This is a genomic window from Pedobacter cryoconitis (genome assembly GCF_014200605.1).
Classification (GTDB): Bacteria; Bacteroidota; Bacteroidia; order Sphingobacteriales; family Sphingobacteriaceae; genus Pedobacter; species Pedobacter cryoconitis_B.
In genome coordinates this window covers 201,680-217,981 of sequence record NZ_JACHCE010000005.1, presented here as the reverse complement: position 1 = coordinate 217,981, position 16,302 = coordinate 201,680, and the positions used below count along the sequence as shown (strand labels likewise).

General features: G+C 38.5%; 13 protein-coding genes and 1 riboswitch. Of the genes, 2 read left to right on the top strand and 11 right to left on the bottom strand.

Annotated elements, in window-relative coordinates:
- The first annotated feature begins 82 nt into the window (after positions 1-82).
- On the top strand, positions 83-1,030 hold the full coding sequence (locus HDE68_RS16505) for a hypothetical protein (RefSeq protein WP_183883329.1): 948 nt from the start codon (positions 83-85) through the stop codon (positions 1,028-1,030).
- Positions 1,031-1,107: 77 nt separating this feature from the next.
- Here HDE68_RS16505 and HDE68_RS16500 read toward each other — a convergent pair whose 3' ends face one another.
- The 10 genes from HDE68_RS16500 to HDE68_RS16455 all read right to left on the bottom strand — a co-directional run bounded on the left by HDE68_RS16500 (position 1,108) and on the right by HDE68_RS16455 (position 13,410).
- Positions 1,108-1,968 (bottom strand): DUF4397 domain-containing protein, encoded by an 861-nt coding sequence (locus HDE68_RS16500; protein ID WP_183883328.1) that lies wholly within the window; start codon positions 1,966-1,968, stop codon positions 1,108-1,110.
- 7 nt (positions 1,969-1,975) lie between these two features.
- Positions 1,976-4,744, bottom strand: a complete 2,769-nt coding sequence (locus tag HDE68_RS16495) for a TonB-dependent receptor (protein WP_183883327.1) — start codon at positions 4,742-4,744, stop codon at positions 1,976-1,978.
- 106 nt (positions 4,745-4,850) lie between these two features.
- Positions 4,851-5,813: a cytochrome-c peroxidase gene (locus HDE68_RS16490; protein WP_221300769.1), complete on the bottom strand. Its 963-nt coding sequence runs from the start codon at positions 5,811-5,813 to the stop codon at positions 4,851-4,853.
- Between the two features lie 77 nt (positions 5,814-5,890).
- A complete protein-coding gene (locus HDE68_RS16485; protein ID WP_183883326.1) occupies positions 5,891-6,532 on the bottom strand; it encodes a YceI family protein in 642 nt (213 codons plus the stop codon).
- 12 nt (positions 6,533-6,544) lie between these two features.
- Positions 6,545-7,864 (bottom strand): peroxiredoxin family protein, encoded by a 1,320-nt coding sequence (locus HDE68_RS16480; protein WP_183883325.1) that lies wholly within the window; start codon positions 7,862-7,864, stop codon positions 6,545-6,547.
- A 38-nt stretch (positions 7,865-7,902) separates the two neighbouring features.
- Positions 7,903-9,201, bottom strand: a complete 1,299-nt coding sequence (locus tag HDE68_RS16475; protein ID WP_183883324.1) for a peroxiredoxin family protein — start codon at positions 9,199-9,201, stop codon at positions 7,903-7,905.
- Positions 9,202-9,345: 144 nt separating this feature from the next.
- Positions 9,346-9,442: riboswitch (SAM riboswitch) on the bottom strand.
- A gap of 434 nt (positions 9,443-9,876) precedes the next feature.
- On the bottom strand, positions 9,877-10,296 hold the full coding sequence (locus tag HDE68_RS16470; protein ID WP_183883323.1) for a hypothetical protein: 420 nt from the start codon (positions 10,294-10,296) through the stop codon (positions 9,877-9,879).
- A gap of 3 nt (positions 10,297-10,299) precedes the next feature.
- Complete coding sequence (locus HDE68_RS16465) at positions 10,300-11,742, bottom strand: GMC oxidoreductase (protein ID WP_183883322.1); 1,443 nt, start codon at positions 11,740-11,742, stop codon at positions 10,300-10,302.
- Positions 11,743-12,732, bottom strand: coding sequence for a UbiA prenyltransferase family protein (locus tag HDE68_RS16460; protein ID WP_183883321.1), 990 nt, complete (start codon positions 12,730-12,732; stop codon positions 11,743-11,745).
- Complete coding sequence (locus HDE68_RS16455) at positions 12,733-13,410, bottom strand: HAD family hydrolase (protein ID WP_183883320.1); 678 nt, start codon at positions 13,408-13,410, stop codon at positions 12,733-12,735.
- A 200-nt stretch (positions 13,411-13,610) separates the two neighbouring features.
- Here HDE68_RS16455 and HDE68_RS16450 point away from each other — a divergent pair, with 200 nt between their 5' ends.
- Positions 13,611-15,107, top strand: coding sequence for an ArnT family glycosyltransferase (locus HDE68_RS16450; protein ID WP_183883319.1), 1,497 nt, complete (start codon positions 13,611-13,613; stop codon positions 15,105-15,107).
- Positions 15,108-15,181: 74 nt separating this feature from the next.
- Here the strand turns inward: HDE68_RS16450 and HDE68_RS16445 are convergent, their stop codons facing one another.
- A complete protein-coding gene (locus HDE68_RS16445) occupies positions 15,182-16,300 on the bottom strand; it encodes a metallophosphoesterase (RefSeq protein WP_183883318.1) in 1,119 nt (372 codons plus the stop codon).
- Positions 16,301-16,302 lie beyond the last annotated feature (2 nt).

Below are 16,302 nucleotides of genomic sequence, written 5' to 3'. Positions count from 1 at the left end.
TAGCTATCGGGCGTTGATAAGATGTTTTTATTTATATTATCTCAATTTTATCAGCAAAGTCCGGCATCTTTACCATCCAGCTATGACAAAACTTCTAAAAGCAATTTCTTCATTTGTATTAATTGCGATTCTTTCCGCTTGCAGCACAACAAAAAAGACAGCAACCAATGCCAAACTGCAAGGTTTTAAATATAATTACTGTGCGCCCGGCATACCATATCTTCAAAATGAAATACCCTGGAGAGATTCGGTAAAAATTGACCTCTCAAAAACAAATATTTCTGCACATGACCAGTTGCTCTGCCAGATCCTGGGTATAGGCAATGCTATAAATGAACTTTGGATACTGAAACAAGACCGCTCACAAGAATCGATTTCGAAACAAGTGATGCTCAGGCAAAAAATAACCAGCAGACTATTACTTGCCCAAACACAATTACAGGCTGTGGCTGCCGAACTGGATTGTGAAGGAGAAAGATCAGATATGGCGGCGGCCTATCTGGATGGATTAAACAGCAAAAGGAATACAAAATTAACAGTTGGATCTGTGATTATTGGTGCATTAACAACTGTGGCTACGGCAGTAATTTCTAAAAACAGTGTCCAAACCGCTGTTGGTATAGGCGGAGGTCTGCTTGGCGCAGGATTAGGCGCATTAACGATTAATCCAAAAGGGAAACAACTGGAATTTTATCACGAACATAACTTATTAAGCACCATTTGGACTGAACCAAAAAACAATACAGACTATCCTGAATTTGTATGGGAAATGCTGCATGAGAAAAGTTTCAGCAATAAAGGGGATATTACACTTTCACAGAGCATTAAAAACAGATGGCTCCAATTTGAATTTGATGGCAGGATTGACCAGGATCAGGAAACTTTACTTTTTGGTAAAGGTGGATATTATCGCTCTGATGATCTGCATACAAGAGCCAATATGATTAATCAGTTGCAATCAACAATTCGTTCTCTCAATCAGGATCTGACAAGTTTAATTGCATTTATTGCAAAGATGGAGCAATTATAAAAGAATGAAACGATTATAACCTGTACATAAGCAGTAATCTGCCCGTACAGATTATAATTCATAATTGGATGTTATCCTTAGTTATGCGTGATTACAGTAGCAGTAAGTTCTGGCGATCCATTCACCAGTCCATTGATAAATATGGTATAGATTTTTCCATTCTCCAAAGTGATACCTGTAAGAGCGTTCCCTGAAACAGGAATTACAGTCTTGCCTTCACTATTTTTAAGCTGAAAACTCTGGTTAGTCCCTGCATCTATTTCTTTGAATGGCCCCAAAGTTTTCCAGGTCAGCCCTGGGATAGTTGCCGGAGATTTTCCACCGGTATAAGAAATCACAACCTGATCACCAAAATTTCCATAGCTTACCCCGGTAAAAATAGAATTGCCCCCATTGTAAGTAAGATCCAGTGCAGGTGCATCAGGAGAAAAATTAGCAAACCGGACTTTTGCTTTGCCAGCCGCCGGAAGTGTTAAATCATCATAAACCAAAATCAGACTATCAATGTTATTTGGATTCAGCGTGCTTGATAAACGTTTTTTAACTGTAAAGAGTGTATGCGCAAAATCTGCAATCGGTCCGTTAGGCCCCGAAAATGATGTTGTATTGGTTTCCTGAACGAAATTAGCACTTCCGCCAAAAACATAAGAAGCTTTATAAGAAGTATTGGTTCCTTCAGTTACATTGTACTGAACTTTTCCAAATTGCGTTTCCAAATAAGCAGAGGCCGTATTTCTTGTAAGCAGAGCGGGCGTCACCTTCCTGGTAAAGTCCCAGAAATTTACTGGTGTTAAAGAAAGCCTTGCATTGACAAATTTAACTTTAGCACTTAATGCCGGCCTGTTACCTGCATCAATATCCAGATAATTGGCCTTATTGCACGCTGAGAACAGAAATGCAAGGATTAAAACAGAAATATTAATTTTAGAAATCTTCATGGTCTTGTTATTTAAAAGTAGCTGATAGCCTGATAAATGGCTGAATACCTGTTGTTGTACCTGTCTGACTGGCACTTGGAGACTGGGTCCTTGTAATATTACTTCCCGGCGCAGGAATAGAATAGTCTCCCAGTACATTAAATAGGTTATTTACACCAATTGTCGCTTGTAATTCTGAGGTGATCCGGTAGCCTGCTGAAAAATCTGTAATCCATACCGGGCTAAAATCCTGATAATAATAAGCTGGTTTTGGGAAATTTGCGTTAAGCTGACTCACAGAGGTTACCTTTCCGAAATATACTGTTCTGAGTAAAAAGTTAAACTTCTTATAATTATAAGTACCCTGCAGCGTAATTTTCATAGCCGGAATACCCGAGGTAACTCTTGCTTCTTCACTCTCATCGAAAATTATGTAGCGATAAGCTTCTAACCCTTTAGGGGTATTTACTTTGGTTAAACGGGTTTGCTGAAAGTTACCGCCAGCTAAAAATGCAGCGCTGGAGCCATCTGGTAACAAGAATTTATAGCTCCCGGTAAATTCAATTCCCTTAGTCCTTGTACTAAAGGAATTATAAAAGAATTTAGCCTGTACTGTTCCTGTCTGAACAAATAGCGCCCTTACATCGGCTGGTAAATTCACATCTGTTGCAGAGAACCGCCCGGTGTTCCCTACTCTGTCTTTGATGTCGATCTGGTAGGCATCAAGAGTTAATTCTATATTCTGAATAGGCTGTGAAGTAATACCTGCCGAATATCCTTTGGATCTTTCAGGCTGCAAAGATGGTATGCCTAAAGCTTTTGTAGCAGGGTTTACATTATTTGCGGTTACCTGATCAATGGCTACCCCATTCTGGAAAGTTGTAGAAGTTTCTGTATAATAAAACTGGGCGAGATCGGGTGCCCGAAAGCCTGTATTATATCCACCTCTTATAGCAAGCCATTTGGCAAAACTATACCGGGTTGCAGCTTTGAATGTACTGACACTCCCAAAATCTGAATAATTCTCGACACGGAAAGCCCCGGAAACCAGCCATTGATTAGTCACATTAAGTTCCAGATCTGCATAACCAGCAGAAATAGAACGTTTAACATCCACAGCATTCCCTGGCCTGAAACCAGCATGGATTTGTGAACCAGGAGATAACCCATTTAATGGCGTACTGCCAATATTGTTAAAATATGGAATTCCTCCTGTAGTGTACTGTACATCATATATGGTGCTTAAATCTGCTTTTGAATAAGAACTTTCTTCTCCTGCTTTAATTTGATAAGTCTCTACTCTGTATTGTCCGCCAAAAGCGACATTTAATCCCTTTAATACTTGTGAAAACTTTCGGGTGAAGTCTATACTCCCACTATTTTGAGAGGCATTATAACTACCCGCATTAAATGTCCTTGGTGTTTTTTGTCCCAAACTCGCATTTAAAGAGTTCGTGATTACATTGTCAAAAGCATTTCTTCCAAAAACATTAGATATATCCACATTCCATTCTTTTACCTTTCCTTTAACACCAACAGCAAAAGACTGGTCAGTAATAATATTGTCCATAGCCGGCAAAAAACCATCCGGATAAACAAAAGTATTGTTTCTCTCTGTCCAGCCTGGCAGCCTGTAAACAGCTGTGAACTGAGAGTTACGATGGCTGATACCTCCAAAAGAATAGATCTCAAAACCATCTTTTAAAGGAATTCCGGCATTAAAAGAAATAAGACCGTCTATAGCTTTATTCGTAGAACCCCGCTGATCAAAAAAGTGACGGTCAATTCCTCTGGCAGCCAAAATTGCATCGTCAATTTCTTTCGTATAAATCTGATCAAATCCCCTGGTATTTGCACCACCACCATAGGCCGGGCCTATGTAAATTCCGTCTGAGCTTTTTCCTACAGGTAAAGAAACAGCCTGGGTAGCATATTCTCCTGTCACATTTAAATAACCTTTTTGACCTAGTTTGACCCCAAAATTGGCATTAGTGCGGGTAGTGAGCCCATCTCCCCTGCGGCGCACACTTTCAATAGTGCTGATGGTAAGCTGGTCTGTATTATTTTTAAGCACAATATTAATTACTCCGGCAATAGCATCAGAACCATATTGTGCAGCGGCTCCATCTCTCAGAATTTCTATCCGCTCAATGGCCCCGACTGGTATGGAATTTAAATCATAACCGGTTGCACCATTCCCTAATCCTCCCCAACTGATATTAGAACTCTTATGCCTTCTTTTTCCATTCACCAGTACAAGTACCTGATCAACCCCTAATCCTTTCAGTTGTACCGTAGAAGTGGCCGAGGCAGCATCTCCCCCACCCGAAACTGATGAATGAAAAGAAGGGGATACGTATTGCAGCAATTGGGTAACGCTGGATTGAGGTGCATATTCCTGTAAAGATTTCAGGTCTATAATATCAACGGGTACGGGGGAATTCAATTTTGTCCTGTTTGCATTCCGTGATCCAACGATTTGCAGTTCATTCAGATTGTTATCTGCTTCTTCCAGATTAATATTTAGAACTGAAGAATTTCCGATTTCTACTTCCTGTGTCTGATAACCGATATAAGAAACGATCAGGAACTTACCGTTTTTAACCGGTATTTTAAAAGAGCCGTCTTTTGAGGTAACAGTAACGCCATCCAGTCCTTTGATCTGAATAGAAACACCTGGCAGTGGTAAATGATCCGCTGCAGAGCTGATTACCCCATTAATTGTTCTTTGCTGCGCAAAGGTATTCGGGGATATGAGTACACCCAGTAGAAAAAATAAGAGTAAGGTTTGTTTCATTTATAAGTGTTTAGTTTGGACATAATAATGGCCGTTCACAGTCGGTATCAACTGTAAATCAGCAGGCATAAATTCTTTTTCGGGATTTATTTGAAGGCAATCATCCTTATGATTTCTTTTTTATAAACCGGTCATCAGTTAATGAAATCAGGAATGATTCCAGATCTGTAATTTCGGCTTCAGACAATCCCAGAGGTTTACTTAAAGAAAGATCTCTGTTTTTACCATTTTTGATAATCAGATCGGGATTGTTATAATATCTGATCACATCTTTTAAGGTCTTAAACATTCCGTTATGCATATAAGGGGCAGTTAATGCTACATTCCTTAAGCCAGGAATTTTAAAATGCCCTTTATGCTCAGGATTTTTGGTCACCTCAAACCTTCCGGCATCCTGAAGTTCATTTTCATTAAACAATCCGATGCCCTTAAAACGATCTGCTGTAAAATCTTCGCCCGAATGGCAGTTATTACAATTTGCTTTCCCTATAAATAACAACCTGCCACGTTTGGCAGATTCCGGAATAGCATGATCATCACCGTTAATATAACGGTCATACGGACTATTGGAAGTCTCGAGCGTTCTTTCATAAGAGGCAATAGCTTGCAGCAGATTCTTTTCGGTTGGCGGGCCATTAAATATCTTTTGAAATAGAGCTGTATAAACCTGGTCTGTTTTCAATCTTTCAAGAGCTTCTGCTATAGAAAGATTCATTTCAACAGGATTAATGATAGGTTGAAGCGCCTGCTCTTCTAAAGAAGAGACCCTGCCGTCCCAAAATAAACTCGGACGACCGGAAAGATTCGTTACAGATGGAGAATTTCTTGTTCCTTTTGTACCACCAACTCCCAGGCTTACAGCAGAAGTATCTGCAAATGCGAATTCAGGTTTATGACAGGAAGAACAACTGATAGATTTATCTTTTGAAAGTATAGGGTCAAAAAAAAGTTTCTCCCCAAGCCTTTCTTTACTATTGATGACAGCAGGGTCATCAGCACCAAAGCCAGCAAAAATGAGTACCAGAAAACTCATCATCAGGAAAATATTTAGTCTAACATTGTTCATCATATCTGATTCGGGTTCAATTTAATAAATAAAGGAGGATAAGATTTTATCCTTCCTTTATTTGTAAAAAAACATGGCAATTATTTAGTAGCGGCCAGCTGGATATTCAGTTCGAATTCGTCGGCTATTGTTTTGTCACCTAAGTTCTCAAAAAAGCTTTTAGACCTGAATTTAATACCGTATTTAGTTCTGTCTACTACTATTTTTGCATTGGCTGTAAGCCTGGTATTGTCAATTTTAACACTGGCCGGAAAAGTGACTTCATTGGTAATCCCTTTAATAGTCAGGTTCCCTTTGATCTGATAAAGTCCTGCGCCTTTAATACTGGCAGAAGTGATCACAAATTTAGCTTTATCAAATTTATCGACAGCAAAGAAATCTTCACTTTTCAGATGTCCTAATAATTTGGCATTGCTTTCTTTATCAGTAATATCGGTGACTGCAATTGATTTCGTATCCAGGTCAAAACTGCCGCCCTTTAAGACATTATTTTCAACGTTTAATAAGCCTGAGCTTACAGCTATGGTACCAGAGTGTTCTCCGGTAACTTTTTTAGCCAGCCAGGTTAATTTACTCTGGGCTGCATCTACCTTATAGGGTACGGCTTTGATATGCTTCTCTATGGGATTGTTAAGTGTAACTGGTGTCAGCCTGTCAATAATACTGAAGGATGATAAAGCCAATACAGTTCCAATGGCAACTATTGCATTAATTTGTTTCATGTTTTTTTAAGATTAAGGGTTTGTTGTTTGTGCGCTAAAATAGGCTGCTGGCGGAACTGGTTCTGCCAGCAACTCATCCAGTACTTTGTTAAATTTCTTCTCATATTCGGCGTAGTATTTCCCGGTCACTGTTCCGGTATAACCTGTATAGATTTCTCTGACTTCCCCTTTACGGTCAATAATGATCGTTGTAGGATAGGCGACAAATTTATTCAATGCCGGTAATTTATCGGCCACTAACCTTTTATCAGCCAGACCACCAAATAAGATATCATATTTGATATTATACTTATCACGCAGTTTACCTAAGGTATATTTGCCATATTCTAAATCATCTTTTTGTTCAAAACCAATCGCAATCGCTTCTACTCCACGGCTTTTATTTTTATTGAACCATGGGGAAAGAAAGACAGTCTGATCGGTACAATTAGGACACCAAGTGCCCACAAGTTCAACGATGACAACTTTACCTTTATATTTTTCATCGGTCAGTGATACAGGTTTACCTGTAAGATCAGGGAAAGTAAAAGCCAGTTTTTTTACTCCCGGTTTCAGCGCAGTTAAGGTATAGGGATCAGGTAATTCAGCTTCGCTATCTTTTACACCTGTAAATTTCAGGTTATCATAAATCCCCTGACTGATTTCTCCTGATAGGGTCCCGTCTTCATTGATAGTCCCTTTATAAATTTTAGGGCTTGGGCCACTAAATCCGGATAAAACAAACTGGTTTCCCTGCACAGTTCCTTCCAGCTCACGGCTATCGCCGGTTACCTGTAAAATCACTCCTGTGAGCTTATTTCCTGTTTGTTTCAGAATGGCAATTTTATTAGGGACAGCTTCTTTAGAAAAACCTTTAAATTCCCATTTTCCCGACAAATCTGCGGCAGGAGCTACATCTTTTCCCGGTGCTACAAAACGATAAGATTTACCCTGTTCTGCAGTGAAGGGCAAAGCATTTCCACGTAAACCAGGGACTAAGCTCCTGTATTCACCGCTAATTTGTCCGTCATTATCTATTTTTGCCACTAATGCAGCATCATAAGTATTCATCTTGATAAATAAGGAATCCTGACCCAGGTATTCTACATGGAAATCATCCCTTCTTGTACCGTTCAATAAGGTGAAAGTTGCATGCGCTGCATCTTTTCCTTTCAATTCAAAATTGAAAGGAACTTCAGTTTCACTAACCTTAAAAACACCACGCCAGATTCCTTCTTTAATGAATTTTTTAGCGGTTTTTGGTTCTTCTGTTTTCCCTCCGGCAAAAGCTGAAGCCGACGAAATAAGCACAGCAAAGGCTAATACCCCTGTTTTAGATACTTTAAATTTCATAATATTTTTGGTTTAGGTTGATTATTTATTGCTGGTTGTTATTTTCCTGCAGTTGTTACGGCCGCAGTTAATTGTGGTACAGGTTCGGCAATGAGTTCATCCAATACTTTATTGAATTTCTTTTCGTATTCTTCATAGTACTTACCGGTTACCGTTCCGGTATATCCTGTATAAATTTCTCTTACGTCCCCTTTCCTATCGATAATAATCGTGGTCGGAAAAGCAACAAATTTGTTTAATGCAGGTAGTTTTTCGGCAACTATCTTTTTATCAGCTATCCCACCAAACAAAATATCATAGGTAATACCATATTTTTCTTTCAGCTTACCCAATGTGTATTGCGCATATTCCAAATCATCTTTTTGCTCAAAACCGATTGCAATTGCTTCAACACCCCGTTTTTGATTCTTTTTAAACCAGGGAGCCAGGAATACGGTCTGATCGGTACAATTAGGACACCAGGTACCAATAGTTTCGATGATCACGACTTTACCTTTATATTTGTCATCACTCAGGGAAACATTTTGCCCTTTTAGATCAGGGAAAGTAAAGTCAAGCTTTTTATAACCTGGTTTTAAAAATGTCAGCTTATAAGGATCAGGTAATTCTGCTTTTTCATTTCTCAGCCCATCAAACTTTAGGTTTTTGTAAATCCCAAATCCCTGTTCTCCTGTAATACTGTTATCATCATTGATCTTTCCTTTCACAATGAACGGACTTGGCCCGGTGAAACCGGAAAGCTCAAATTCATCTCCTTGTACAGTGCCCTCCAGCTCACGTGTATCACCTACAACGGTCATAATTACACCTGTAAGTTTGTTTCCTGTTTGTTTCAATAGTGCAATAGATGCAGGGACAGCTTCTTTGGTATAAGTTTTAATTTCCCATTTACCTGAAATATTATGGGTCGGGGCGACATCTTTTCCTGGTTCTACAAAACGATAATTTTTACCGTGTTCGGCAATAAAAGGTAAAGAATTACCTCTGAAACCAGGTACCAGACTACGGTATTCACCCGTTAAAGTCCCATTGTCTTCAATTTTAGCAACCAATGCTGCATCATAGGTATTCATTTTTACATAGATAGAATCTACCCCGCGTCGTTCTACATGAAATTCATCACGTCTTGATCCGTTAATCAGGGTAAGCAATGCATTTTTAGGATCATTACCTTTAAACTCAAAATTGAAGGGAACCTGTGATTCACTTACTGTAAAGACACCGCGCCATATGCCTTCTTTTGGAAAGGGTTTTGAGTAATTTGCGGAGGCAGTTCCGCTTATTAAGACTACCGAGGTTAGTAGTCCTGCCAGCCTGGAGGAGAATTTAGTTTTCATAATCATCTTTATTAATATTTAACACCAATTTTTATAGACTTTTACAACAATTCAACTATCTGGTATTGCTCAGATCAATGCATAGCATGGAAACATCCTAAAAAGAAGCAAACAGAAAAATTGATAGTTAAGCTGTCATTAATTAATTTATAATCCATTGCTGGATCAGGTTGAGCACTTTTTCCTATGGAAAGTTGCTAGAAGTTCAACGAGACTGCCTCTCCCTTCTTCTGTATAAATCAACTAACTAATGGTGGTGATTAATTAGATGGTAAAATGTATATTTATAAACAAATCCTGATACCCCGGCCGCTTTGTAAAGAATAGATGACCACCATAATATTCCCTCAAAATGCTCCGGGGTATCAGGATTTTAGAAATCAAGATCATCAGCTCCGATATTTTTTGGGTATATTTCTTCTGCATAAATCAGAAGATTATAGAATTATAGGGTCACAATCAGTCTTTACGACATACAACATCGCATAAAATTGCCCGGTAAATCAGTCAGCAATAATTTTTGAGGTTGTATTTTTGGAATCATGGCGAGCGTATTTTTTTAATTAGTTTTTCTTATCTCTATAAAGATATAAATGAAAAAGCATAAAAACAATTAATACTACTAAAATAGTAGTATTAATTTACAAATAGGCCTTAATGACAATAAAAAGGCCCTTAATCTGTCTGGGGATACAGCAAAAATGAATATGGATTCGGAACCGGACTTTTATACGGGCTATAAAACCCAAGATAGTTCACGGTTTTACTTTCATCCATTTTATGGATAAAAAAATCTGTTGATAACAGGTAAAATTTAATGAGTTCAAATATCTGCCCGGATCTTTCTGCATTTACGCCTAAATAATAAAAAGCTTTCCACCTCAGATTAGTCATTGCATTATTGGCGGATGTATTGAAATAATCATTGACATACTGATCCACTCCTGCAGGCTCTAACTTTAAGTACTGAAGTTCTTCTCTGATTAGCTTGCCCGCATATTTACGCAAAGAAGGTGATGCGATATATAGTGCAGGTGGCAAAATCAGTAAACCTGTCCCTATACCTGCCATCACTATAAATTGTCTTCTTTTCATAATTTAAAATGAATGATCTGCTGAATATAAAGATAATGCCGCTAAGGTTAGTGTAGGATTGGATGCACTAAAAGTAGTAAAGGACCCGCTCCCCAGTACAAAAACATTTCTATACTGATGATGAATCATATTTTTATCTACCACACTGTCCGCAGCACTCTGCCCCATCCTGGTGCCTCCTATAATATGCCCTTCATTTGGAAAGGGATCAAGATATTTAAGTTTTTCTACTGGCAGACATGATAAAATTCCCGGAAGTACTTTTTTCATATTCTCCACTCCCTTTATCGCATAGTCAGACCTCCCTTTAAAATGAATCTCCGGAACCAGCTTATTGGCAGAGGTGGTAATATAATTTGTTAAAAGCGGCAGATCTTCAAAAATCATCCGGAAAGAAGCCATGTTTAACCATTTCCCCCTCTCCAGTCTGATGTTATAAGGTGCGTTGTTAACTTCAATCAAACAGGCCGCATAATCTTTCCGGTGATCACCATCATATAACATATATCCATTGGCATTGACCCAGGTACTGCCTCCTTTATTGTTCATATTGTCAAGATAGATGAGTACCTGCATGCCCAGCTGTTCACCAAATCCTTTGCCGGTAAATGGATTTTTATCTCCCGAATTCAACAGGATATTAGCATTAAAAATGGGGTTGGCACCCAATATAATGACCTCTCCTGAAATCTGGAAATCTTTACCGTCTTTCACATAATTGACTTTTTTAGCCACATTACCTACGGTTTCTAAACTGTAAACTTCAGCACCATAAACAAGTTCTACCTGCTCATTATTGTACACATTTATATTTGAATTCTCTATAGTAAACTTTGCATCCACAGCACAAACATCACAGGCTGAATGCGTCATACAAGCGTTACGGCCACCCTGAACTGCCCTGCTGGCCCTTGCTGTAGGCTGGCTGATATACAGGTTTCCATATTTCTGATGCAGGATCTTATCTACCGCTGTAAAAGTATGCGGTGGAAGAGGATATTTACCTTTTCGTGGAAATGGGGTACCTTCCGGCCCTGAAATAGACATCAGCACTTCTGCTTCCTCATAATAGGGGTCCAGCTCTTCATAGCTAACAGGCCAGTCATTCTCTACACCAAATAAGGTCTTCATCTTAAAATCAGAAGGCATAAATCTTGGCGTACATCCCCACCAGCAGTTAGAGCTACCGCCAAAACCAGTTGTAAAAGGCCATTTCTTCTCTTTATTTATATTAATGACTTTCTCTTCCCAGACATCATTTATCCCTGAAAAGTCAGAATGTTCCCCCCTTTTGATCTTCAACCTTTCGGCATGAGGGAATAGCTGCCCCTTTTCAAGTACAAGGACCCTTTTTCCCCCTTTGTTCTTGTCCAGGTATTTTTTCAGAAAAAAGGTAGAAGCGAAGCCTGTACCAGCGACAATGAGATCGTAATAATTATATTTCATTTAGTAATTTGTTGCATTTTTAAGAAACCAGTGCAGCCAGGGAATATCGATAAACATCAAAATGCAAAGTAACGTGGTAAAAAGGAAAAGGTACAGCATAAACCATTTCCTGGTATGCAACTTCTCTGTGCCCTGTACAGGAGAATCATTCAAAAGCCCGATCCTTAAATACCAGGAGAACAGCAAAGCAAAAAATGGAAAGCTGACCAGCAATTCTATTCTGTCTTTAATCAGAAAAATACCCATAAAAAAAGCACAGGTAATTGCATAAAAGAACATAGAAACCAATAAGCTGTTCTCTGTATAAAACTTAAAAGATCTCCGGTACTGACCGGCTACTTCGGGATTTCCAATCAGCCTGTATTCTGCAAAACGTTTGGTGGCCATTAAAAATGCCCCTCCCATCCAATAAGCGATGATAATACTGGATGGTGGAAAAGTGTTTATCCAGTCAAAATCCCATTTACTGGTTGGTGCGCCTAATGCCGGAGAAAATATAAACCAGCCCAGGCCAAAACGGATAGGATTATTAACAGATTCAGAAAGCACATCCAGAAACATCCTTTCCTTACTTCTGAAAGGTCTGACATTGTAGATAACCCCCATGAATAAAAGCAGGGCCGATAAGATCAGAAACTTATAAGAAATCAGATAGGCCAGTGATAAACCAAGTATTCCGAGCAAGAAATATTCAAAATAAACCAGTTTGGGATTTATAGTATATACCACAGAAGACCGGTTCTTTTTTAATGGATGAAACTTGTCGAAATCAGCATCCAGATATTCGTTAATTACATAATTCGCAGATGCAACTAAACAGGTGCTGATGATTCCGATAATAATTTTAAAGAAAAGGTGACTGGTAATGGGTGTTTTGAACACCGATAATGCAAACATCATCCCCGGTACCATGAAAATATTCTTCACCCAATTATCGGGCCTGGCAAGTGCAATATAATTCTTCAGACCTGCCTTTTGTTTTATTGTCATTTATATAATCTTGTTAGCGTTTTCTAAACTCTTTGTAAGCCCGGTATATAAACTACCTGCCTTTCGCTTATTGATATTGAGGTATCGTATTTTAGCGCTGGCAGCACAAGCGCCATCCAGTTCCTCTCTGTCCCCTATGTACAGACATTGCTCAGGCCGGACTTCAAGTTTCTGCATCATATAAAACAGTGCCAATGGTTTCGGCTTCAAACAATTAATAGATGCATCTGTAGAAGCAACAACCAGATCAGCATCAATTTTAAGCTCTTTTAATTTATCTAAAGCTTTATAATCCGAATAAACTGCTATTTTAATCTGATGTTTCTTTACCAATTGTAGAAATGGATATAATTCAGGGTAGCGGCAATCATATAAATAGGGATTGGGAAATTCGAACATCCATTTGGAAACTACAGCCTTAATTTTTTTTAATGGGGCACTTACTTTGGCAGCACACCACTGATATTGTTCATTTTCCAGATTATTACTGCAATAACCAGCTCTTTTTTCACGTTCAGCGCGAAAAAAGTATAGGATCAGGAGTTCTTTGAGCTGTAGCGGCCTTACTAAATAGTATTTTAGCAGAGCAAATAACATTTTAGTTCTTAATCTTGACTGACTGTACAATGTACCGTCTACATCGAGAATCAGAACCTTTAAATTTTCCCAATCTATCACATTAAACTATAGCTATTTAAATAATTTTTAAATTTATACATTATTTATATTATTTAAAAAGTTTCAAAAAACTGAATATCACCAATATGTGTAAAAACCAAGTTGAATCTATTAAAAACCTAAATATTTGGTTTAGTATTTTTGTTGGATCAGGGATTTTCATCCGTCTTTTCCATTTTTTCCATAACCGGACATTGTGGATGGATGAAGTTTATCTTTCCACGAGCCTGATCAAAATGAATTATATGGAGCTGGCCACGAAAACGCTGGACTATCAGCAGAAAGCCCCGATTGGTTTTTTATGGACAGTTAAGACTTTCGTTAATCTTTTAGGAACAGGAGAAATGGCGCTCCGGCTGTTCCCGCTTTTATGCGGTATAGGTTCACTCTTGCTATTGATCCCTGTTGCCAGATATTTTCTTAGTTCTTTTGCCTCAATTATCGCAATAGCGATACTGGCATTAGCCCCTCCCCTTATTTTTCATGCGGTAGAAATCAAACAATATTCGACGGAACTATTTGCTGCACTCCTGGTTTTATATATTTATATCCGTTATTACAACCAGCAATCATGGCCCGCATTATTGCTTTGGGGCCTTTGGGGTGCAATAATCCTATGGTTCTCTTATTCGTCAGTTTTTATTTTAGCAGGGATTGCAACAGCTGTAAGTTGTGGCAATTTATACCGCAGAGACTGGAAATTGTTTTACAAACAACTGGTTCCTTTTTTATTATGGCTGACAGCATTTGCAATCAATTATCTTTTATTTACACATAAACATGCTGAATCAAAATGGATTGTCCAGTGGTTCGATTTTTACCATACTTTCATGCCTTTTCCTCCGGCCAGTGCAAATGATCTAAGGTGGTATCCGGCTGCTTTATATCATTTGATAGATTATCCGCTGGGCTTAAAATGGAAGTTTTATACCGGAGATTCTACACTGCTCAAACTTTTGCTGGTCGTACCCTGGTTACCGTTTATTACGCTCTTTTACGGAACCTGGTCTTTGATGAAGGAAAGAAAATATGCTTTACTCCTATTGCTCCCTTTTTTATTTGTTTTTCTGGCTTCGGGACTTAAACTATATCCTTTAACTGAAAGATTCTGGGTTTTCATTTGTCCGGTACTAATCCTGCTGATTGCAAAAGGGACAGATGGAATTTCAGATTTCTTTACAGGACGCAGTGCAAAAATTGTGTTAGCTATATTTCTCCTGGCTGGTCCGGTTTATGGTTCTATTGTATCGTTAAGCTACCCCGATGAATTTATCATCCATAAAAAATCAGCAGAAAGACAAGCACTGACTTATGTCAGCAATAACTTTAAAGAGGGAGATTTAGTTTATGTGTACTGGAATAATTTGCCCGGCTACCGGTTTTATAAAAACACGCATTCTTATAATTTTAAGGCTATAGAAGGAAAAGATTACCGAAAGATCTCTAATAGTTATCCTGATTATTTAAAGCACTTACAGCAGGATTTCAGGGAGTTTAAAGGCAAGAAAAGAATATGGCTCATTTATAATGATTATTTTCATACAGATATTGGAGATGAAATAGATCAGCCTGAATGGTATTATTTGAAAGGTATTAATCCAACCCGGCGTTTAACAGCCTACTTTTCGACACTGGGCAAATCTCAGCCCGTTTATACTTCATTCGATGTAAAAGTTTCCCTGATAACCTTAAAATAAAAGAAATAGTATAAAAAAAGCGGCCCTTCTTTTAAGAAGAGCCGCTAAACATTTAAAAATAAGTGACCTGTTAGTTATAAAGCAGGAACTAACAATTCCTTGCTGCCTGTCGTATTAATCTTATACCAACGCTTATTTTCATAGCGCGCACCTTCGTGTTTTCCTTTATGCTGGTTAACATCGATCCCTAAAACTTTGCCATTGTAATAGAAACCTACATTAGTTGCCGTAATGGTATGTCCTACGATTATCCTTTTTACTTTATACAGAGAAAGCGTTTGGTCGACCTCTGCTTCTGTAGCCTTTGGTTCAACAAAATAACCTCTGTACCAGAACAGGGAAGAACGGGTACCGTCAAAGAATTTCCTGGCTACAGTATCTGTAAACGATTCACGTTTTTTAGCCTGATCATAATATGGACGGCATCTGTTATTGATTTCTGCCAGACTCATTTTCAGGGTATTGATTACCGGGGCCACACCTGCATGCAGACAAAGGTTATCTCCGATTTTTTCAATCAGATTTTTACTTCTCAACCAGTTTCCAAGCTCTGTATCCGGACTATAAAGTTCTTTATAGTCCAGTCCCATCAAATTGGCATTTTCAAAATACTTAGGCTCTACATAACGCAGATCACCGCTCAGATTCATAATATCATGGTTCCCAAGAATGGTATGCAGATAACCTCCCTTACTTTTAGCATCCTGTTCCAGCTTATAAAGAAGCCATAGTGTAGCCGTAACCTCTTTTCCACGATCAAATAAATCACCGCAGATAACCAGATGTCCTTTTCCAAAGATCCAGTTATACTGTTCATCCATTACTTTATTAGCCAGCAGCAGATTTCTGAAAGCTTCAAATTCCCCTTCAATATCCGATAGGGCAATTATCCGGTCTGGCTGTTTAAATTCTGCAGGTTCATTTTTAAGAACAGGTTGCAGTTTCACTATAAAATCCCATTTTGGATGAGCTGAAAATTGAACTTTTAATGGAAGGCCTGCTTTCGCACTGGCAGGAAAAGTCTGAATACCAGCTTTTCGGATACCATTTTCCAATACGATGTTCCTCACCTCTATCTGTCCCTTTTTATAAAGGACATAAGGACCGTCATTCGCATTTTTCAGGCCAGTTGTATCCGGCTGAAGTGCTATCGTATTGAATAAAAGCGGTAAAACTATCGTTAGTAAATTCATCT